Source organism: Brevundimonas sp. A19_0, from assembly GCF_017744255.1.
Lineage (GTDB): Bacteria > Pseudomonadota > Alphaproteobacteria > Caulobacterales > Caulobacteraceae > Brevundimonas.
Window position 1 is genome coordinate 46398 of the sequence record NZ_JAGHQP010000005.1, and the last position, 19519, is coordinate 65916.

22 protein-coding genes are annotated in these 19519 nt (G+C 66.9%); 17 read left to right on the plus strand and 5 right to left on the minus strand.

The genetic code is table 11. From position 1 onward, the window contains the following. The first annotated feature begins 32 nt into the window (after positions 1-32). The 4 genes from J7346_RS06940 to J7346_RS06955 are packed head-to-tail and all read left to right on the plus strand — an operon-like array spanning position 33 to position 2271. The gene (locus tag J7346_RS06940; protein ID WP_209119110.1) at positions 33-473 is read left to right on the plus strand and encodes a hypothetical protein; all 441 of its coding nucleotides are present in this window, start codon (positions 33-35) and stop codon (positions 471-473) included. Between the two features lie 7 nt (positions 474-480). Further along, positions 481-672, plus strand: a complete 192-nt coding sequence (locus J7346_RS06945; RefSeq protein WP_209119112.1) for a helix-turn-helix transcriptional regulator — start codon at positions 481-483, stop codon at positions 670-672. Between the two features lie 3 nt (positions 673-675). Further along, positions 676-1257 (plus strand): hypothetical protein, encoded by a 582-nt coding sequence (locus J7346_RS06950; RefSeq protein ID WP_209119114.1) that lies wholly within the window; start codon positions 676-678, stop codon positions 1255-1257. A 45-nt stretch (positions 1258-1302) separates the two neighbouring features. After that, positions 1303-2271, plus strand: a complete 969-nt coding sequence (locus J7346_RS06955; protein ID WP_209119116.1) for a TraB/GumN family protein — start codon at positions 1303-1305, stop codon at positions 2269-2271. Between the two features lie 59 nt (positions 2272-2330). Here J7346_RS06955 and J7346_RS06960 read toward each other — a convergent pair whose 3' ends face one another. The 3 genes from J7346_RS06960 to J7346_RS06970 form a co-directional block, all read right to left on the minus strand. Continuing rightward, positions 2331-2756 (minus strand): acyl dehydratase, encoded by a 426-nt coding sequence (locus tag J7346_RS06960; RefSeq protein WP_209119117.1) that lies wholly within the window; start codon positions 2754-2756, stop codon positions 2331-2333. A 27-nt stretch (positions 2757-2783) separates the two neighbouring features. Then, the gene (locus tag J7346_RS06965; RefSeq protein ID WP_209119119.1) at positions 2784-3800 is read right to left on the minus strand and encodes an NADP-dependent oxidoreductase; all 1017 of its coding nucleotides are present in this window, start codon (positions 3798-3800) and stop codon (positions 2784-2786) included. Positions 3801-4039: 239 nt separating this feature from the next. Next, positions 4040-4825: a response regulator gene (locus J7346_RS06970; RefSeq protein ID WP_209119121.1), complete on the minus strand. Its 786-nt coding sequence runs from the start codon at positions 4823-4825 to the stop codon at positions 4040-4042. Between the two features lie 198 nt (positions 4826-5023). Here J7346_RS06970 and J7346_RS06975 point away from each other — a divergent pair, with 198 nt between their 5' ends. The 6 genes from J7346_RS06975 to J7346_RS07000 all read left to right on the plus strand — a co-directional run bounded on the left by J7346_RS06975 (position 5024) and on the right by J7346_RS07000 (position 11142). Continuing rightward, positions 5024-5224 carry a NepR family anti-sigma factor gene (locus tag J7346_RS06975; protein WP_209119122.1) on the plus strand — a complete coding sequence of 67 codons (201 nt, stop codon included), beginning with the start codon at positions 5024-5026 and terminating at the stop codon, positions 5222-5224. After that, the gene (locus tag J7346_RS06980; protein WP_209119124.1) at positions 5221-5823 is read left to right on the plus strand and encodes a sigma-70 family RNA polymerase sigma factor; all 603 of its coding nucleotides are present in this window, start codon (positions 5221-5223) and stop codon (positions 5821-5823) included. Before J7346_RS06975 ends, J7346_RS06980 begins: the two co-directional genes overlap by 4 nt. A 1-nt stretch (position 5824) precedes the next feature. Continuing rightward, complete coding sequence (locus J7346_RS06985) at positions 5825-7546, plus strand: sensor histidine kinase (protein ID WP_209119126.1); 1722 nt, start codon at positions 5825-5827, stop codon at positions 7544-7546. A gap of 100 nt (positions 7547-7646) precedes the next feature. Then, a complete protein-coding gene (locus tag J7346_RS06990; RefSeq protein ID WP_209119128.1) occupies positions 7647-7784 on the plus strand; it encodes an entericidin A/B family lipoprotein in 138 nt (45 codons plus the stop codon). 189 nt (positions 7785-7973) lie between these two features. After that, positions 7974-9647 (plus strand): MFS transporter, encoded by a 1674-nt coding sequence (locus tag J7346_RS06995; RefSeq protein WP_209119129.1) that lies wholly within the window; start codon positions 7974-7976, stop codon positions 9645-9647. Positions 9648-9690: 43 nt separating this feature from the next. Continuing rightward, on the plus strand, positions 9691-11142 hold the full coding sequence (locus tag J7346_RS07000; RefSeq protein WP_209119131.1) for an NAD-dependent succinate-semialdehyde dehydrogenase: 1452 nt from the start codon (positions 9691-9693) through the stop codon (positions 11140-11142). Here the strand turns inward: J7346_RS07000 and J7346_RS07005 are convergent. Next, complete coding sequence (locus J7346_RS07005; protein ID WP_209119133.1) at positions 11139-11615, minus strand: Lrp/AsnC family transcriptional regulator; 477 nt, start codon at positions 11613-11615, stop codon at positions 11139-11141. The genes J7346_RS07000 and J7346_RS07005 overlap by 4 nt on opposite strands. A gap of 134 nt (positions 11616-11749) precedes the next feature. Here J7346_RS07005 and ald point away from each other — a divergent pair, with 134 nt between their 5' ends. Next, positions 11750-12865 carry an alanine dehydrogenase gene (gene ald / locus J7346_RS07010; RefSeq protein ID WP_209119135.1) on the plus strand — a complete coding sequence of 372 codons (1116 nt, stop codon included), beginning with the start codon at positions 11750-11752 and terminating at the stop codon, positions 12863-12865. 555 nt (positions 12866-13420) lie between these two features. Beyond that, the gene (locus J7346_RS07015; protein ID WP_209119137.1) at positions 13421-13783 is read left to right on the plus strand and encodes a hypothetical protein; all 363 of its coding nucleotides are present in this window, start codon (positions 13421-13423) and stop codon (positions 13781-13783) included. A gap of 115 nt (positions 13784-13898) precedes the next feature. On the opposite strand, the gene J7346_RS07020 is transcribed toward J7346_RS07015, so the two are convergent. Then, positions 13899-14561 carry a hypothetical protein gene (locus J7346_RS07020; protein ID WP_209119139.1) on the minus strand — a complete coding sequence of 221 codons (663 nt, stop codon included), beginning with the start codon at positions 14559-14561 and terminating at the stop codon, positions 13899-13901. 100 nt (positions 14562-14661) lie between these two features. Between J7346_RS07020 and obgE the strand changes: the two genes are divergently transcribed. The 5 genes from obgE (at position 14662) to rsfS (ending at position 19503) form a co-directional block, all read left to right on the plus strand. Beyond that, positions 14662-15726 (plus strand): GTPase ObgE, encoded by a 1065-nt coding sequence (gene obgE / locus J7346_RS07025; RefSeq protein WP_209119140.1) that lies wholly within the window; start codon positions 14662-14664, stop codon positions 15724-15726. Further along, positions 15714-16871 carry a glutamate 5-kinase gene (gene proB, locus J7346_RS07030; RefSeq protein WP_209119142.1) on the plus strand — a complete coding sequence of 386 codons (1158 nt, stop codon included), beginning with the start codon at positions 15714-15716 and terminating at the stop codon, positions 16869-16871. The genes obgE and proB overlap by 13 nt, the downstream gene beginning before the upstream one ends. A 65-nt stretch (positions 16872-16936) precedes the next feature. After that, on the plus strand, positions 16937-18238 hold the full coding sequence (locus tag J7346_RS07035) for a glutamate-5-semialdehyde dehydrogenase (protein ID WP_245157705.1): 1302 nt from the start codon (positions 16937-16939) through the stop codon (positions 18236-18238). 91 nt (positions 18239-18329) lie between these two features. Then, positions 18330-18998: a nicotinate-nucleotide adenylyltransferase gene (locus tag J7346_RS07040; RefSeq protein ID WP_245157706.1), complete on the plus strand. Its 669-nt coding sequence runs from the start codon at positions 18330-18332 to the stop codon at positions 18996-18998. 82 nt (positions 18999-19080) lie between these two features. Further along, on the plus strand, positions 19081-19503 hold the full coding sequence (rsfS, locus tag J7346_RS07045; RefSeq protein ID WP_209119144.1) for a ribosome silencing factor: 423 nt from the start codon (positions 19081-19083) through the stop codon (positions 19501-19503). The last annotated feature ends 16 nt before the right edge of the window (positions 19504-19519 follow it).

A 19519-nucleotide genomic window follows, 5' to 3' on the forward strand; every position in this document is an offset into this window, starting at 1 on the left:
AACACCCTTGTCAGATCGATAAGGGGTTTCCCATGAACGACCAACCCATCCGAAAGCGCCGCCGCCTTGGCTACCTCGGCATGCTGGGCCTCTGTGCGGGTCTGGGGCTGGTCGTCGGTTTTGCCTCCGCGCTGATCGACGCCTTCGGCGGAGCGTCCAGTGATCTACTGCAAACCGGTTTGCTGACCGTGTGCATGGCGGTCGTCTTCTGGATCTGCGTCGTCTGGTGGCGCGGAGCGGACGAGGCGGTGCGCGAGGCCCACAAATGGGCATGGTACTGGGGTGGCTCGGCCGGCATTGTGGTGGTCATCATCGTCCTGGGCCTGGGCACATGGGAGGTCATCGACCTCGTGCCCGCCGACTTTTCGGGCGATCCCTCGGACCTGATCATGACCGGCGCAGGTCTGACGCTCGGTGTCCAGATGACCGGCTATCTGATCGCCTGGGCCTTTTGGTGGCTGCGGCACCGGTAAGCGCATCATGAACAATCGTCTCAAGGTGCTGCGCGCCGAGCGCAACTGGAGTCAGGCCGAGCTGGCCGACCGGCTGGGGGTCTCCCGTCAGACCGTGAATGCCCTCGAAACCGGCCGCTACGACCCCTCGCTGCCGCTGGCCTTCAAGATCGCCCGCGTCTTTGAACAACCCATTGAATCCATCTTCCTGGAGGACTGATCCGTGACGTCCGAACAAACCCGCCCCAACAAGGCCCTCAAGATCGCCGGCATGGTGGTGCTGGCCCTGCTGGGTGCCGCCGTGGGCTCCGCGACCGCCCGCTATATCGACGTCTCGGGCATGGCCCAGGACGACGCCCTGAACCTGTTCATCGGCGTAGTACTGGTCGCCATTTCGGTGATCATGATCGTGATCGTGGTGGTGCGGCCGACGGTGGTGGCCAAGGGCTGCGGCCTGCTGCAGACCTCGGTCATGGGGCTGGCAGGGCTGATGCTGATCCTGCCCATCTATGGCGCCGACTGGGTGTCGGCCGAGGTGGCCATGGCCGGCGTGCTGGTACTGCTGGTCATCCAGACCGTCGCCAATGTGATGCTCTGGCGCCAGGCTGACGAGATGCTGCGGCGGATCATCGTCGAGACCGGGGCCCTGGCCTTCTGGACCCTGCAACTGGCGCTGTTCATCTATGCCGCCGCCGAACGGCTGGCTCTCGTCGAGGGCATGACCGCCTGGGGCATGATCGGCATCCTGCTGGCCGTCTACATGGTGGCCTCGGCCCTCACCGCCGCCCGGCGCGGCATCCACTGACTGTTTCCAACCTCTGACTTCCCCTCGATCTTGAAAGGATCACCCATGACCCTCGTCCAATCCTTCACCGCCTCCACCCTCGGGCTCGGCCGTCGCCTGATGACCACAGCCACGGCCGCCGCCCTCGGCCTCGGTCTCGGCCTTGCCGTGATCGGTGGTGCCCCCGAAGCCGCCTATGCCCAGGACGCCGCCCTGACCTCGGCCCCGGACGGAAGCCCGGCGCTGTGGGTGCTGCGCGATGCGGACTCGACCATCTATCTGTTCGGCACGGTCCACATCCTGCGGCCCGAAACGGCCTGGCACTCCGATGCGGTCGATCAGGCCTTTGCCAGCGCTGACCGGGTCCTGTTCGAGATCAGCAATCCGGACGACCAGGCCGCCGCCATGCCGCTGATCCAGCGCTATGGCATCGATATGGAGACCCCGCTCTCCAGCCGTCTCACGGCCGAGGAGCAGGCCAAGCTCAACACGGCCGCCGGCGACATGGGCATGACCGGCGCCATGCTGGAGCCGATGCGCCCCTGGCTGGCGGGCCTGACGCTGTCGATGGCCCCGCTGGCCAAGGCCGGCTACGACCCGCAGTCCGGTGTCGAACTGGTGCTGCGGGCCCGCGCCCTGGAAGCCGGCAAGCCGGTCGATGGTCTTGAGACCATGGAAGAGCAGATCCAGATCCTGGCCGGCATGCCGGAGGAGGGCCAGATGGGCTTCCTGCGCTCGGTTCTGGACGACTATGAAAGCGCGACCGTCGAGCTGGATCGCCTGGTCGCGGCCTGGGCCGCCGGCGACGTCGAGGCCCTTGAGGAAATCGGCGTGACCCCGATGCGCGAGGAGAGCGAGCCGTTCTACCAGACCCTGCTGGTCAAGCGGAACGCCAACTGGGCGGGCCAGATCGACACCCTGATGGACGGCGAAGGCGTGATCTTCATTGCCGTCGGGTCGGCCCACCTGGCCGGTGACGACAGCGTCCAGGCCCTGCTGGAACAGCGCGGCTACACGGTCGAACGCGTCCAGTAAGCCTCAGGCCCGCGGACAGACGAACGCCCGATCCGGTCTCCGGGTCGGGCGTTTCCGTGTCAGGTGCGGCGCGTGAACAGGGCGCGGGTCAGGCACGAGAAGACCAGCCGCCCGCCTTCATCCAGCAGGTCATGCTGGGCGATGACGATGCCCTTGTCGTCGCCGACCGGGTCCTTGCCCATCACCGTCATCCGCCCGCGCAGCAGCTCGCCGGCCGGGGGGTCGCGCATATAGCGCAGGCCATCGACGGCCAGCACCTTGGTCTGGGCCCAGTGGCTGGACTTCTCGGTGAACAGCCGCATCCACAGGGCATAGACCATGGCCGGCGGCGCCCCCGCCTCGACCGGCCAGCGCGGCGCAAAGGTCGAGACGAAGGTGGACAGGGCCTCGGCATCCACACTGCAGGCGCCGAGCGGCACGACCTGTCCGACCGACAGATCCTCGAAACAGACCCGGAAGGGGTCGTCCGATCCGGTTTCGTTCATCGGCCCCTGCCTTTCGTGCGTGCGGCGTTACGGCTCCTCGGAGACGCGGACCAGCAGTTTGCCGTCGTGGTCGCCGGTGAACAAGCGGTTCAGCGAGGTGACGGCGCCTTCCAGCCCGTGGTCGACATGGACCTTCCACTTCACGCTGCCGTCCGCCAGCCAGGGACCGACCTCGCTGACCATCTCCTTCGCGCGATGGGCATAGTCGAGCACGAGGAAGCCCCGCACCTCCAGCCGGTGGGTGATGATCCGCGAGAAGTTCGGCGAGGGCGGCATGCGCGTCGCGTTATAGGCCGAGATCAGGCCACAGACGGCCATCCGCGCATGGGTGTTCAGCCGGTTCCAGACGGCGATCATGATGTCGCCACCGACGTTCTCGAAATTCAGGTCGATGCCGTCCGGGGCCAGACGATCCAGGGCCTCGCCGACATCCTCGTTCTTGTAGTCGATGGAGGCATCGAAGCCGAGCTCCTCCGTCAGCCAGCGGCCCTTGTCGGCGCCGCCGGCAATGCCGATCACGCGGGCACCCTTCTGTTTGGCGATCTGTCCGGCGATCGAGCCCACGGCGCCGGCGGCGGCCGAGATCACCATGGTCTGGCCCGGCTCGGGGCGCAGGACGTCCGTCACCCCGGCCCAGGCGGTCAGGCCGGTCATGCCGAGCACCGACAGATTGGCGGTCAGCGGCAGGCCGGGGAAGCGGTGCACGGGGCGCAGCTGGCTGTCGGGCACGATGGCATAGTCGGCCCAGCCGCCGGACTGGGGCATGACCAGATCGCCCTCCTTGAACCGCTCCGAGCGGGTCGCCTCGACCACGCCGAGCGTCAGGCCGCGCATGACATCGCCCAGACCCACGGGCGGCAGATACCCTTCGGAGTCATTCATCCAGGTCCGGTTGGTGGGGTCCAGCGACAGATAGATGGTGCGGACCAGGACCTCGCCTTCGCCGGGTTCTCCGACCGGGCTCTCGACAAGCTCAAGGTCGCCATCCTGAATCAGGCCCTGCGGCCGGCGGCGAAGCACCCATTGGCGGTTCGTGCGGGTCATGAACGTCTCCTGCGTTTTCTTTGCGAACGGGATCATGGCGGCCTCGCGCCACATGTCGAGGGCCGAACGCAAAAAAGAAGGCGGATCGCCAGGATCCGCCTTCAGGGGGTATCATCGAGAATGAGGCGCGGAGGCGACTGACCGGAGTGAACCGGTCTCTGTCGGGGGGGCGTCGTCGCCTCCGCACATTTGAGAATGCGGACCGAAAACTCCGGTTCCCGCACAGAGCGAAAAAAAAATCAGGCCAGCTCTTTTCGCCCGGGGTGGAAGAACAGCGCCTGGCTGATGGCGGCCTTCACGGTTTCGGGCTGGAAGGGCTTGGTGATCAGGAAGGTCGGCTCTGGGCGTTCGCCGGTCAGCAGACGCTCGGGGAAGGCCGTGATGAAGATTACCGGCACGTCGATCGCCTTCAGGATGTCCTTGACCGCATCGATGCCTGACGAGCCGTCGGCCAGCTGAATGTCGGCCAGAACCAGACCCGGCTTGTGGCGCGACACGGCGTCAACCGCTTCGTCGTGGGTGGTGGCGGTGGCGGTCACGCGGTGACCCAGATCCTTCACCAGGCTCTCGATGTCGGCCGAGATGATGGCTTCGTCCTCGATGATCAGCACGTCGGTCGCCAGTTCGGCGTCGATGTCGGCCTGGGCTTCGCTGATCAGGGCCTCGACCGAGGGGACGTCCGATCCGAGGATCTGGGCGGTCTCGGACGGGGTGAACCCTTCGAGGGCGGTGAGCAGGAAGGCCTGCCGCGAACGCGGGGAAATCCGCATCAGGCGACGCGAGGCTTCATCGCCGCTGCCGCCGCGGCCCTCGAGCTGGGCCCCGGTCGTCGTCCAGATGGCGTGGAACACGTGATAGAGGGCCACCCGGGGGGTCATGTCCTGCGACAGCTGGCGCTCGCCGGCCGCGAGCGCCTCCAGCGCCACGCGGACGTAGTTGTCACCTGTGGTCTGGTCGCCGGTCAGGGCACGGGCATAGCGGCGGACGTACGGAAGGTGAGGGGCCAACCTGGCAAGCAGACTCATGGATATGACATTCCCGACTGATGGTTCTTCACCCCCGACGCCTTGAACGTCAGGTGGTGACAAGCAGGCAAAACGCGGCTTAACAGCCAAGGTTCCGCGCCGCCTGAACTGCAGTGGGAAAAATGGCGTCGCAGCGCGGAACCCGCCGCCCAAGGTGGCGTTAATGACGACCGGCATTCAAGGGGCACACAGCCGTTCATGACTGAAAAATCCAAAACCGGCCATCCGATCGATGACGCCAGTTCCGAAGATCTCGAGGAGGCCCGGCTTCGCCAGCAGGCGATCGGGGTCAAGCTGCGTCACATCTTCGACGAGGTGGTGAACGAGCCGGTTCCCGATGAGTTTCTCGACATCCTGCGCCGGGCCGACAGTCGCGCTGCCGGTGAAGGTGGCGAATGAGCAGTCCTGCACCCAAGCCGCCCTCGTCTGACGACAAGGCCTTCAAGGCCGAGCTGGTCACCCTGATCCCGCATCTGCGGGCCTTTGCGCGTACGCTGACGGGCGATGCGACGGCCGCAGACGACCTTGCCCAGGATGCCATGGTCAAGGCGTGGGACGCCCGCGCCAGCTTCCAGATGGGCACGAACATGAAGGCCTGGACCTTCATGATCCTGCGCAACCAGTTCTACTCCGACAAGCGCCGGTCCTGGCGCCAGTCACAGCTGGACCAGGAAGCCGCCGAACGCACCCTGGTGGCCGTGGACAATCCCGAGGCTCCGGTGGCGCTGGACGAACTGCGCCTCGCCCTCGCGTCCCTGCCTGAAGAACAGCGCGAGGCGCTGATCCTCGTCGGCGCGGGCGGCTTTGCCTATGAAGAAGCGGCCGCCATCTGCGATTGCGCCGTCGGCACGGTGAAAAGCCGCGTCAGCCGCGCCCGCAAGGCCCTGCTGGGCGTGCTCGAAAGCGGCGGCTACGACCGCGACGGCAAGGCCGCCGGTGACGCCATGGCCTCGATCCTCGGTGCAGCTGACCGTTTGAGCGGCGGGTACAGCCAGTAGGATGCGCAGGCTGGGTCGCGCCTTCGGTCGGCGGTTCGGTCGGCGCTGGGGCAAGGGCCTCTCACGCCAGAAATTCCAGGGAATCCGGTTCCGGCTGGGCGTCGCCATGGCCTGGGCGCTGGTGCCGTTTCTGGTGCTCAGCGCCTTTCAGGTCGATGCCGACTTCCGCGACCAGGCCCGCGAGCGCCGTCTGGACCTCCAGCTCGCCGCTGAACGCAGCGCGACCTCGGCCCGCACGCGGCTGGAAGGGGCGACCACCCTGCTGCAGGCCCTGCGGCTGGAAGGCGAGTCTCCCTTCTGCGAGGAACGCCTCGGCGCCCTGCTGGGGCGTCTGGAAGGCTATGCGAATCTGGTCCGGGTCAGCGCCCAGGGCACGGTGACGTGCAGTGCCGGAGCCGCGGCCCTGACCGATGTCCGGGGGCGTCCCTGGTTCGAGCGTCTGAAATCCGGCGAGAAATGGGTGGTGGCGCGCTCGATCCGCGACCGGCCGGCGCTGGTGGCAGGGCTGAGACTGGAGCGGCCCATGGGGCGGTTTGACGGGGCCATGGCGGCCGCCATTCCGCTGGAGGGCTTGCAGCCCGACACCGCCGACCGCGCCCTGCCCGAGGGGACGGAGGCCGCGCTTGTCGATTCGCAGGGGCAGATTCTGGTGGCGACGGACCCCGAGGCTTTCGACATGGGGGATCAGGACAGCGATCTGGCCAGCTGGTTTTCCGGCGTGGCAGCGGGTGACAATACGGTCGTCGAACTGAGGGACGCCGACGGCCACCGGCGCGCCTATGCGGGTGCCAGCCTGTCGGGTCAGGATGTCTATGTCCTGCTGGCGGCACCCTCGCCGGGCATCCTGTCCTGGGCCCGGCTGAATCCGATCGGGTCGATCCTGTTGCCCATGGCCGTGTGGTTCACGGTGTTCGCGGCCGTCATTCTGGTGTCCGAGCGCGTCGTGGTGCGCTGGCTCGATTATCTGGAGCGGGTGGCCGCCCTCTACACCCGGGGCCGGTTCACCGTCCGCCCGGTGGCCGCGGTCAACGCCCCGACCGAAATCCGCGTGCTGGCCGAGACCCTCGACGGCCTGGCCGAAGCCGTCTCTGCCCGGGACCAGTCCCTGCTGGACAGTCTGGCAGAGAAGGACGTGCTGATGCGCGAGATCCACCACCGGGTGAAGAACAATCTGCAGATCATCTCCTCGCTGCTCAGCCTGCAGCAGCGCGCCCTGAACGATGACGCGGCCAAGGTGGCCCTGGGCGACACCCGCCACCGGATTTCGGCGCTCGCGCTGATCTATCGCACTCTGTACCAGAGCGAGGACATCCGGCACGCGGACGCCAAGGTCTTCCTCAATGATCTGGTGGGCCAGCTGGTCGCCAGCGAGGTGGGGCGAGGCCCGGCTGTCAGCAGCCGCGTCGAGGCCGACAGTCTGATCATGGACCCGGACAAGCTGGCGCCCATGGCCCTGTGGCTGGTCGAGGCGATCTCGAACGCCCTCAAGCACGCCCTGGCCGAAAAGGGCGGCACCCTGACCGTGCGGTTCAAGGTGGATGGCGAGACCAGCGTGCTCGAGGTCGAGGACGACGGCCCCGGCCTGTCAGAGACCGATCCCGTAGGTGTGGGCCGAACCCTGATGACGGCTTTCGGGCGCCAATTGCGCGGCCAGACCGAAGTGCTCGGCGCGACCCCCCACGGCACCTGTGTGCGCATGACCTTCGTCACGCCCCGCGCGTAGTCGCCAAAACCGTCACTTGCCCGGGAACCCGGGGGCCGGTCCGGTGTTATTTCCGGCGAGACACCCCGCGCTCCGGCGCCCCGAGAGAAGGATATACACCATGCGCAAGATCTTCATTCTGGTTGCCGCTGCCGCCGCCCTGACGACCGCCGCCTGCAACACCATCGCCGGCGCCGGTCGTGACACCCAGGCCGTCGGCGGTGCCGTCGAAGAAGCCGCCGAAGACGCCGCCAACTAAGGCGAACCAAAGTACAGCCACGCCGCGTTTGCCTCCCCCCAGGCTATGGCGTGAAGGTCGGACCCCACCGGTTTCCCCCACCGGTGGGGTCTGTCATGTCCGGCGCCCGCTTGCGGACGCCGTCTGACGGTTTAAGCATGGCCGTGGGGAGGGCCTCGCCAGAAGGCCCGGCAACAGGGGGAGGGCGGCATGGGGGCCGACCGGATTCAGGCTTCGGACCAGCCGAAAGGCGAGCCGGGCCTAAGGACCGTGGTGACCGCCTCGGCGGCGGGCACGGCCTTCGAATGGTATGACTTCTTCATCTTCGGTTCCCTGGCGACGATCATCGCCCGTCACTTCTATGCCGAGGTGGGCGAGACGACGGGCTATATCCTCGCCCTGCTGACCTTCGGGGTCGGCTTTGTCGTCCGGCCGCTGGGCGCGCTGGTGTTCGGCTGGTTCGGCGACAGGACCGGGCGCAAGACGACGTTCCTCGTGACCATCACCCTCATGGGTGGGGCGACGGTGACCATCGGTCTGTTGCCGGACTACGACCAGATCAATGTCGCCGCGCCGATCCTGCTGATCCTGATGCGCGTGCTGCAGGGGTTTGCGCTGGGCGGAGAGTACGGCGGGGCGGCCATCTATGTGGCCGAGCATGCCCCGCGCGAGCGGCGCGGCCTGATGACAGGCTGGATCCAGACCACCGCCGCCCTCGGCCTGATCGGCGCCCTCAGCGTGATTCTGATCACGCGCGCGGTCGTCGGTAGTGAGGCTTTCGATGCCTGGGGCTGGCGTATTCCCTTCCTCCTGTCGGCCCTGCTGCTGGCGGTGTCCCTGTGGATCCGGATGAAGCTGAACGAGAGCCCCGCCTATGTCCGCATGGAGGCGGAGGGGGCTGCGCATCGCGCGCCGTATCGCGAAGCGTTCGCCACCTGGAAGAACGGGCGCTTCGTGCTCATCGCCCTGTTCGGCATCATGATCGCCCAAGGGGCGGTCTGGTACTGCGGCTATTTCTACACGCGCTTCTTCATGGAGCGGGTGCTGCGGGTCGATGTGGCAACGGTCGATCAACTGGTGCTGGCGATCACCGTGGCATCGGCATTGATGTATGTGTTCTTCGCCTGGCTGTCGGACCGGGTGGGGCGCAAGCCGGTCATGCTGTTCGGCATGATCCTGGCGCTCGTCGCCTTCTTCCCCGGTTTCCACGCCCTGACGCGAGCGGCCAACCCGGCGCTGGCCGAGGCACAGGCCCGGGCGCCGGTCACGGTGGTGGCGGACCCGGCCACCTGCGCGGTCCAGTTCGACCCGGTGGGCAAGGCGGCCTTTTCCAGCAGCTGCGACATCGCCAAGGCTGTGCTCTCGAACGCCGGGGTCAGCTATGACAACGTCGCGGCGCCCGCCGGAACCTCGGCTGTCGTGCAGGTCGGCGGGACGCGGGTCGCCTCGGTCGAGGGCGGCCAGATGGACGATGCGGCGCTCAGTGCCGCCCGGACGGACGTTGAGGCCCGCATCAAGGCGGCCCTGCTCGAGGCGGGCTATCCCGAGCGGGCCGATCCGGCACGCGTCAATCTTCCGGCCGTATTCGGAATTCTGATGATCTTCATGGTGGCGGCGACGGCGCTCTACGGGCCGCAGGCTGCGGCGCTGGTTGAGCTGTTCCCGACCCGGGTCCGCTATACGGCCATGAGCCTGCCGTACAATATCGGCACCGGCTGGGTCGGGGGGCTTCTGCCGGCGGCCAGCTTTGCTCTGGTGGCCTGGTCCGGGAATATCTATTTCGGCCTGTGGTACTCGGTCGCCTTCACCCTGATCGCCGTGGTCGTCAGCCTCATCTGGCTGCCGGAAACGCGGGGGCGCGATCTGGATACCATCGGCGACTGACGCGTTCCCTGCCCATATTTCTCCCCGCCTGAAAGGTCCTGTCATGTCCCATTCCGCCCGTGACGCCGGTCTGAAACTGCTGCGTGAGCATGCCCTGATCGACGGCAAGGCGGTGACGGGCAGCAAGACCATTGCGGTGGATGATCCGGCGACCGGCGAGAGTCTGGGCACCGTGCCCGATCTGGGCGAGGCCCAAACGCAGCAGGCCATCGATGCCGCCGACCGCGCCTTTGAGGGCTGGTCCGGCAAGCGCCCGGACGAACGCGCGGCCTTCCTGCGCGAATGGGCCCGGCTGATCGACGAGAACGCCGAGGGACTGGCCGGGCTGATGGCGCTGGAGAACGGCAAGCCGCTGGAAGAGGCAAAGGGCGAGGTCGCCTACGCCAACGGCTTTCTGAAGTGGTTCGCCGGCGAGGCCGAGCGTATGATCGGCGAGACCCAGGACAGCCCGCTGGGCCATGTCATCCTGACCTTCCGCAAGGCCGTGGGTCCCTGTGCCCTGATCACGCCGTGGAATTTCCCGGCCGCCATGCTGACGCGCAAGCTGGGCCCCGCCTTTGCCGCCGGCTGCACCGCCGTGGTCAAGCCGGCCAGCCAGACGCCCTTTACCGCCATAGCCTTGGTCGAACTGGCGCAACAGGCGGGCCTGCCCGATGGCGTGCTGAACCTCGTCACCGGCGATGCCGCGACGGTCGGCGGCGTGCTGACGAGCTCGCCCGTGATCCGCAAGCTCAGCTTCACCGGCTCGACCCCCGTCGGCCGCAAGCTGGCCGAGCAGTGCGCGCCCACCCTGAAGCGCGTGTCGATGGAGCTGGGTGGCGCCGCCCCCCTGATCGTGTTCGCCGACGCCGATCTGGATCAGGCCGTGGCCGAGACCATCAAGGGCAAGTTCCGCAATTCCGGCCAGACCTGTGTCTGTCCGAACCGGGTCTATGTCGAACGATCCGTGGCGCGGGACTACGCCGACAGGCTGGCGGCCGAGGTGTCAAAGCTCAAGGTCGGCAATGCCTTCGATGACGGCGTCAAGGTCGGTCCGCTGATCGAGGACAAGGGCGTCGACAAGGTCGAGGACCATCTGAACAAGGTGAAGGCCGCAGGCGGCGAGGTGCTGACCGGGGGTGAACGTCACGCACTGGGCGGGCGGTTCTATACGCCGACCGTCACCTTCGGCGGCGACGACACCCTGTTCCGCGAGGAAGAGACCTTTGGCCCGCTGGTGCCCGTGTTCGCCTTCGACAGCGAGGACGAGGTGCTGGACAAAGCGAACGACAGCGACCTGGGCCTCGCCTCCTATCTGTTCACACGTGACCTCGACCGGGCCATTCGCATCGGCCGGCGGATCGAGGCGGGCATGTGCGGCATCAACACCGGCCTGATGTCGACCCCGGTCGCCCCGTTCGGCGGCGTCAAACAGTCTGGCTACGGCCGCGAGGGCTCGACCCATGGCATCGACGACTATCTGGACATCAAGACCCTGACGCTGAAGCTGGGCTAGACCGGCAGCGCGCCGCGCTTGACCACCGTCCGCATGGCGACGCTGGACGAGACGCGGGTGACGCCGGGGATGCGGGTCAGTTCATGCGAGTGGACCCGCTCCAGATCGTCGACGTCGCGCACCACCAGCCGCAGCAGATAGTCCGAGCCGCCGGTCATCAGATAGCATTCGACCACCTCTGGCACGGTGGCCACGGCGGTCTCGAAGGCGGTCAGGGCGCTTTCGGCCTGGGACGAGAGGGTGACGGTGACGAACACGCTGATCGGCAGGCCCACGGCGCGCTCATTGATGATGGCGGCGTAGCGGCTGATGACGCCGGCGGTCTCGAGCGCGCGAAGGCGCCTGAGACACGCGCTCTCGGACAGGTTCACCGTCCGCGCCAGATCGGCGTTCGAGATGCGGCCATTCTCCTGCAGGGCGCGCAGCATCTTGCGATCAATGGCATCCAGGGTGACGGCGGAAACAGTCTTCAAGGTCGCTCCTCGCGCAAGGTTCTGCGACTTTACGCTGTTCACTTCGCAAAATGAACAGGAACCTGCGCCGCGCCCCTCGCTAGATTGCGACCCGACACCGGCCCGGCCATCGCCGCCCAGCAGAGGAAACCGTCATGCGCGTAGGCGTCCCCAAGGAGATCAAGAAGAACGAGCACCGGATCGGCCTGACGCCGACGGCGGTGCGCGAATATGTGGCCCATGGCCACTCGGTTCTGGTCCAGACCGGGGCCGGCGAGGGCGCGGGCTTCCCCGATGCCGAGTACAAGCTGGCGGGCGCGAAGATCGCCCCCGACGCCGCGACTGTCTTTGCCGACAGCGACATGATCGTGAAGGTCAAGGAGCCCCAGAAGGTCGAGTGGGAGATGCTGCGCGAGGACCAGATCCTCTACACCTATCTCCACCTGGCGCCCGATCCCGAGCAGACCAAGGGCCTGCTGGCCTCGAAATGTGCGGCCATCGCCTATGAGACCGTCACCGACCGTAACGGTGGCCTGCCGCTGCTGGCGCCGATGTCGGAAGTGGCCGGCCGGATCGCCGTCTTCTCGGCGGCCGAGACCCTGCTGAAGCACAACGGCGGCATGGGCCTGCTGTTCTGCGGCGTGCCCGGCGTGGCCCCGGCCCGCGTGGCGGTGCTGGGCGGCGGCGTGGTCGGCTTCAACTCGGCCCGCATGGCTTTGGGCCTGGGCGCCGAGGTCGTGGTGCTGGAACGCTCCATCCCCCGCATGCGCGAGATCGACGAACTGACCGACGGTCGGGTCATCACCCGCTACTCCTCGATCAACGCCATCGAGGAAGAGATCATGAAGGCCGACGTCGTCATCGGCGCGGTTCTGGTGCACGGGGCCGCCGCGCCCAAGCTGGTCAAGCGTGAGCACCTGAAGCAGATGAAGAACGGGTCGGTGCTGGTTGACGTCGCCATCGACCAGGGCGGCTGCTTCGAGACCTCGAAGCCGACCACCCACGAGGACCCGACCTATGAGATCGACGGCGTGGTCCACTACTGCGTCGCCAATATGCCGGGCGCCGCGCCGCGCACCTCTTCGGAAGCCCTGAACAACGCCACCCTGCCGTTCGGCCTGGCGCTGGCCGATCATGGCCTCGACGCGCTCAAGAAGGACCCGCACCTGGCGCGCGGCCTCAATGTGCTGGGCGGCCAGATCACCTATCCCGCCGTGGCCGAGGCCATGGGCATGGAGTGGTCCGACCCCTACGGCGTCTGGGGCAAATAGGGGGGGGCGCGTCCAGCAAACCGTGCGCAGTCCGAGGGAGCCCGCGAGGATGGGACTAACGAGCTTACGCAACCCATCCACCTCGGACCAAAGGGACTGGACAAGGGAGGATCGCGATCAGGCCGAGCGGAAACTTTGGGCTCGACAGAGCTGTTCGCGACCCTGCTCTCTCGATCCCGCGATTCAAGCGCAAGCTAATGATGCAAAATTGTCACTAACATTGCGTTAACCAATGTAGTACTCTAATTTAGAAATGCTTAATCGTGAGAGAATCATGCGGCACGAGGGTACCGTAAAGGCATTTCTCGCTACCACCTTCCTTGTCGCTGCTGCGTTGGGCTCTTTGATCCCTATCGCGGCCCCAGCTTTCGCGGCGCTTGCGCTGCCCGCTTCCATTGTAGCGAGAATCGTAGCAGTTCTGGAAGTTAGTGGGCCCTTGGTCGCTGGCTTATTGGCCGCGTTGTTGAGCGAAAAGCGGAAACTCTCGCTAGACTGAATTATCAATTTGCCTAGCGAAACGTTTAACCACAGAATCTGGAATCTGGGTTGGACGATATGACTGCAGATAACACACATTTAGTGATATCGGGCGTGGCTGGCGTTGATGCGGCAGTATTTGTCGTTTCTGCGGTGGGCGCCACAATTTTTCATTTCGTACGTAAGAATAGAAGCGTACGCTCCGGAACCGGTCAATGGCTCGGCGATGCATTGAATATCGGAACCATCCTAGTTCTTTTTCTGATCCTCATTAAGGTCATCACGGCTTCGCTGTGGGGTGACGCATTCTCGTTTATTCCTGATGTGTCGGAGACAAACGGCATGTTAATTCTTGTGTCATTCGCTTATTGTATTATCGTTATATCAACGAATCTGCTATCGTCCTGCGCTCAGCCAGCTTCTGGCGGCGCGCCTTCATAATGGCAGCGTTTCTTATATTGGTTTTGGCGTCATGCTCATAGTACGCCCGCTTGGATAGACTGTGTTGGCGGGCGGTAGAACTGACTATTTGCGTTGATAGACGCGTTCGATGGATTCACGCCCGGATCGAGACGGCGGGGCCGGACGCGGCCCTGTCGATCTCGCGCTCCAGCTCGGCCTGATCGCGATCCGCCCGCTTCCAGTCCTCCTCGGTCGGAGGATGGATGGACTGGATGGACTCGCTCCGCACATCCTCGCGGGCCTTCTTCAGGCCGCGCACGATCTGCCGGACCTCATCGAAGAAGGCATGATCCGAGAAGGCGTCGGCCTCACGGGCCTCCAGCGCCTTGATCTGTGAATCCATGCCGGTCGTATCAAGGCCTGCCTCGGCGGACGCGTCGCGGGCCGCGATGGCATCGGCGGCCTGTCGGCGTATCAGGGCCAGATCCCCGGCCGAGACATTGCGTCCGCCCGCCTCGGCGTAGGCCTTGACCGCCGCCTTCATCTCGCACGCGATTTCGCCCGCCAGCTTCAGGGCGGTGCGCGGATCGATCTTGATCATCAGCTTCAGCGCGTCCATGCGCGCCTTGACCCGCTCCAGCCGCTTGTACGCCAGGTCGCGGGCCTGGGCCTTCTGCGAGGCGGGCTGCAGGGCAGGGGCGTCCCCGGCCCCCTCCGTCGCGTCGGGTGTCTTCGGCGCGCGCGGGGGCGCTTCCGCCTTCGACGTCGGCATCAGCCTCGGCGGAGCCGGGAGCAGGCCTGTGATGGTCGAGATCATTCTGATCCCCCGTGATTTCGCCGCCCATCCTGCAGGCTGCGGCTTTCGATCCGCTTAAAGACGCCTGTAATTTGCCGCCCTCATGGGCCATAAGCCGGGCATGAAGTTCCTCGATCAGGCCAAGATCTACATCCGCGCGGGCAACGGCGGGGCGGGTTCCGTCTCGTTCCGGCGCGAGAAATTCATCCCGAACGGGGGCCCCGACGGCGGAGACGGCGGGCGCGGCGGCGACGTCTGGATCGAGGCGGTCGAGGGGCTGAACACCCTGATCGACTATCGCTACCAGCAGCATTTCAAGGCCCAGACCGGCCATCACGGCCAGGGGCGCCAGATGCACGGCGGCAAGGGCGAGGATGTGGTGCTCAAGGTGCCCGTCGGCACCCAGGTGCTGGACGAGGACAAGGAAACCGTCCTGCTCGACATGGATACGGTCGGCATGCGCGAGCGCCTGCTGCGCGGCGGCAATGGCGGCTGGGGCAATGTGCGCTTCAAGGGCCCGGTCAACCAGGCTCCGCGCCACGCCAATCCGGGCCAGGAGGGCGGCGAGCGCTGGATCTGGCTGCGGCTGAAACTGATCGCCGATGTCGGGCTGGCGGGCCTGCCCAATGCCGGCAAGTCGACCTTCCTGTCGGCGGCGTCCGCGGCCAAACCCAAGATCGCCGATTATCCGTTCACCACCCTGACGCCCAACCTGGGCGTGGTCGATCTCAGCCCCAGCGAGCGGTTCGTCATCGCCGACATTCCGGGCCTGATCGAGGGGGCGAGCGAAGGCGCGGGGCTGGGCACGCGCTTCCTCGGCCACGTCGAGCGCTCGGCCAGCCTGATCCACCTGATCGACGGCACCCAGGACGATGTGGCGGGCGCGTACCGCACCATCCGCAATGAGCTCGAGGCTTACGGCGAAGGGCTGGCTGACAAGACCGAACTGGTGGCCCTGAACAAGATCGACGCCCTGTCCGAAGAGCTGCGCGCCGAGAAAACGGCAGAGCTTGCAACCGTTCTGGGATATGAGCCGTTCCTCGTGTCGGGCGTGTCCGGAGAGGGCGTGCCCGAACTGCTGCGCGCGGCCTGGGCTGAAGTCCGCCGGACGCGTGGCGAGATCGAGGACGAGGACGCCCTTTCGGAGGACGGGGTGTCGCCCACGACGGAGGAATGGACACCTTGACCCGCAAACGGCCGCTTCAGGCCGCCAAGACGATTGCCGCCGCTGACCGTATTGTTCTGAAGATCGGCTCCGCCCTGCTGGTGGACCGCAAGTCCAATACGGTGGACATGGCGCGTCTGAAGGGCCTGGCCGCCGACATCGCCGACTGGCGCGAGGAGGGCAAACAGGTTCTGGTGGTCTCGTCCGGTGCCGTCGCGTTGGGGCGTCGACGCCTCGGCTCGCGGGCGAGGGGCGGGGGCCTGGAAAAGAAACAGGCCTCGGCCGCCGCCGGTCAATCCATGCTGATGCATGCCTGGGAGTCGGTGTTCGACCCCTATGACATCGTCACCGCCCAGATCCTGCTGACCCGCGACGATACCGAGGTCCGCCGCCGCTGGCTGAACGCGCGCGCCACGGTCGGTGCCCTGCTGGACATGGGCGCAGTCCCGATCGTCAACGAGAACGACACCATCGTGACCGAGCAGATCCGCTATGGCGACAACGACCGTCTGGCGGCCCGCGTGGCCCAGCTGATCGGCGCGGACCTTTTGATCCTGCTGTCCGACGTGGACGGGGTCTATACCGCCGACCCGCGCCAGAATCCGGATGCGGAACACATCCCCTTCATCGCCGAGCTGACCCCCGAGATCGAGGCCATGGCGACCGGCGCCAACGCCGCCGCCGGTGTCGGCACCGGTGGCATGGCGACCAAGCTGATGGCCGCCCGGATCGCGGGCGAGGCCGGGTGTGCCACCCTGATCGCGGCCGGCCGCTCGAAGAAGCGCGGCTCGCAGCACATCGAGGAAGGCCGTCGCTGCACCCTCATCGCGCCCTCGACCACGGTGCGGGCCGCCTACAAGCAGTGGATCGGCGGCTCGCTGGCCACGCGCGGCCAGATCGTGGTCGACAGCGGCTGCCTGAAGGCGCTGGGGCGCGGCAAGTCCCTGCTGGCCGCCGGTGTCGTCGCGGTCGACGGCAATTTCGGCAAGGGCGATCCGGTCGAGGTGTTCGACGATACGGGGGCCGAGATCGGCCGTGGCCTCGTGCGCTACGACGCCTCCGATGTGACGAAGATTGCCGGCCTCAGATCCCCGGACATCAAGGCCGCGCTGGGCTATCCCGGCGGTCCGGTGGTGATCCACGCCGACGACCTGGCCTTGCGCTGACGAAGCCCGAACCGCCCCTCAGGGGTTGAAACTGACGGAGACGGACCGACCTTAAAGGAATGACCATGACCCAGACTGCGGAGATCGCACCCGACACATCCACCGGATCCACCCTCGAAGCCGAGATGCTGGCTCTGGGCCGAAAGGCCCGCGCCGCAGCGCGCGAGCTGGGCCTCGCCTCGGCCGAGACGCGGACACGCGCCATCGCCGGGATGGCCAAGGCGCTCAAGGCCCGCTCCGCCGAGGTGCTGGAGGCCAATGCGGTGGACCTCGAGGCCGCCAGGGCCAAGGGCATGGCCTCTGCCATGATGGACCGGCTGGCGCTCGACGAAAAACGTCTGGGCGGGGTGATCGAGGCTCTGGAGAAGATCGCGGCCATTCCCGACCCCGTCGGCATCGAAACGGCCCGCTGGACGCCTGACAACGGGCTCGACATCGCCCGGGTGCGCACGCCGATCGGCGTGCTGGCCATCATCTATGAAAGCCGCCCCAATGTGACGGCCGACGCTGCGGCCCTGGCCGTGCGCGCCGGCAATGCGGTGATCCTGCGTGGCGGCTCGGAATGCCTGCGCTCGAACCTCGCCATTCACGCCGCCCTTGCCGAAGGGCTGAAGCACGCCGGCCTGCCGCAGGAGTGCGTGCAGATCGTCACCACCCGCGATCGCGCGGCGGTCGGTCACATCCTGCAAGGCCTGGACGGGTCCATCGACCTGCTCATCCCGCGGGGCGGCCGCTCGCTGGTCGAGCGTGTGCAGACCGAGGCGCGCGTCGCCGTCCTCGGCCACCTCGAGGGCGTCAATCACGTCTATGTCGACGCCAGTGCCGATCCGGACATGGCGCGCGAGGTGGTGCTGAACGCCAAGATGCGCCGCGTGTCGGTCTGCGGGGCCGCCGAGACCCTGCTGGTCGACAAGGCCGGGGCCGAGAAACTGCTGCCCGGCATTGCCGAGGCCCTGACCGGGGCCGGCTGTGAGCTGCGCGCCGACCCTGCCGCCCGCAAGATCATCCCCGACGCGACCGAGGCCACTGAGGCCGACTGGCCCACCGAATATCTGGCCGCCATCATGGCCGTGAAACTGGTCGACGGCGTCGGCGGCGCGCTCGAGCACATCGCCCGCTACGGCTCGGGCCACACCGAGGCGATCGTCGCCTCCGACGATGCGGTGATCGAGCGCTTCCTGTCCCAGGCGGACGCCGGCATCGTGCTGGCCAATGCCTCGACCCAGTATGCCGACGGCGGCGAGTTCGGCTTCGGCGGCGAGATCGGCATTTCCACCGACCGACTGCACGCGCGCGGCCCGGTGGGCGCCGAACAGCTGACCAGCTTCAAATATGTGGTGCGCGGCAAGGGCCACGCCCGGCCCTGAGACCAGCACTCAGGCCTCGCAATCAGGTCGAGACAAGCCGGGACGGGGATGTTAGGGCAGCGCTGAGCATAAGCCCCGCCGAGACCCGTCCTTGAGCTTCTTTCACGCCGGCCCTGCCCCCCGGACCTCCGGGCCCCGCCCCGGCGGCCTGAACGACGGGCTGCTGCTCTATCCGGGCATGCGGGTCGGCCTGTTCGGCGGCTCGTTCAATCCCGCGCATAAGGGCCATGTCCATGTGGCCGAGACGGCCCTGCGTCGTCTGGGCCTGGACCGGGTCATCTGGCTGGTTTCGCCCCAGAATCCGCTCAAGTCCTCGACCGAGACAGCCCCCCTCGCCGAGCGGATGGCCTCGGCCCGCCACTGGGCCGACCGGGGCGACGGCGCCCGCCACATGGTCATTTCCGACTTTGAATCCCGCGTCGGCACCACCCGTACCATCGACACATTGCGGGCGCTCACGGCCCGATATCCGGGCGTGAAGTTCGTCTGGCTGATGGGGTCGGACAATCTGGCCAGCTTCCATCGCTGGCGGGGGTGGACCGATCTGTTGTCCCTGATGCCGATGGCCGTCGTCGCCCGCCCCGGAAGCCTGCTGGAGAGCCGTTCAGCCCCGGCGGCGCTCCGCTATCGGCGCTACCGCATCCACGCCCATGAGGCCCTGACCCTCGCCGACCGCGAGGCCCCGGCCTGGGTCTATCTGACGGCGCCGCTCAACCGGGCCTCGTCGACCGAGATCCGTGCGGCGGCCGGCCGCTCGTGACCGCCCCGGCGGGATGTGCTAGGCTGGCGCCTGATCTGTCACCGACTGGAGTATTCCGCTGACCCCCTCGCCCGCGCACGACGTGCACGCTGACGACACGCCTTCCGCCGAGACCGACGGCCCGGACAGTCCCGGCGCCCACTCTGCGGAACTTCCGACCGGAAGCACCCCGCTCGAAAACGCCCTCCTGGCCAAGCTGGACGAGGACAAGGCGCAGGACATCGTCCTGATCGACCTCAAGGGCAAAAGCCCGATGTCCGACACCATGATCGTGGCTTCGGGCCGCTCGCATCGCCACGTCAGCGCGCTTGCCGATCACCTGCTGCGGACGCTCAAGGATCACGGCCTCGGCCGGGTCAAGGTCGAGGGCCTGCCGCACTGCGACTGGGTGCTGATCGATGCCGGTGACGTCATCGTCCACCTGTTCCGGCCCGAGGTGCGGACCTTCTACAACATTGAAAAGATCTGGGCGGTCGATGCCGCCCACCGCACGGCCCGCGTCTGATCCCTTGCCGGTCCGG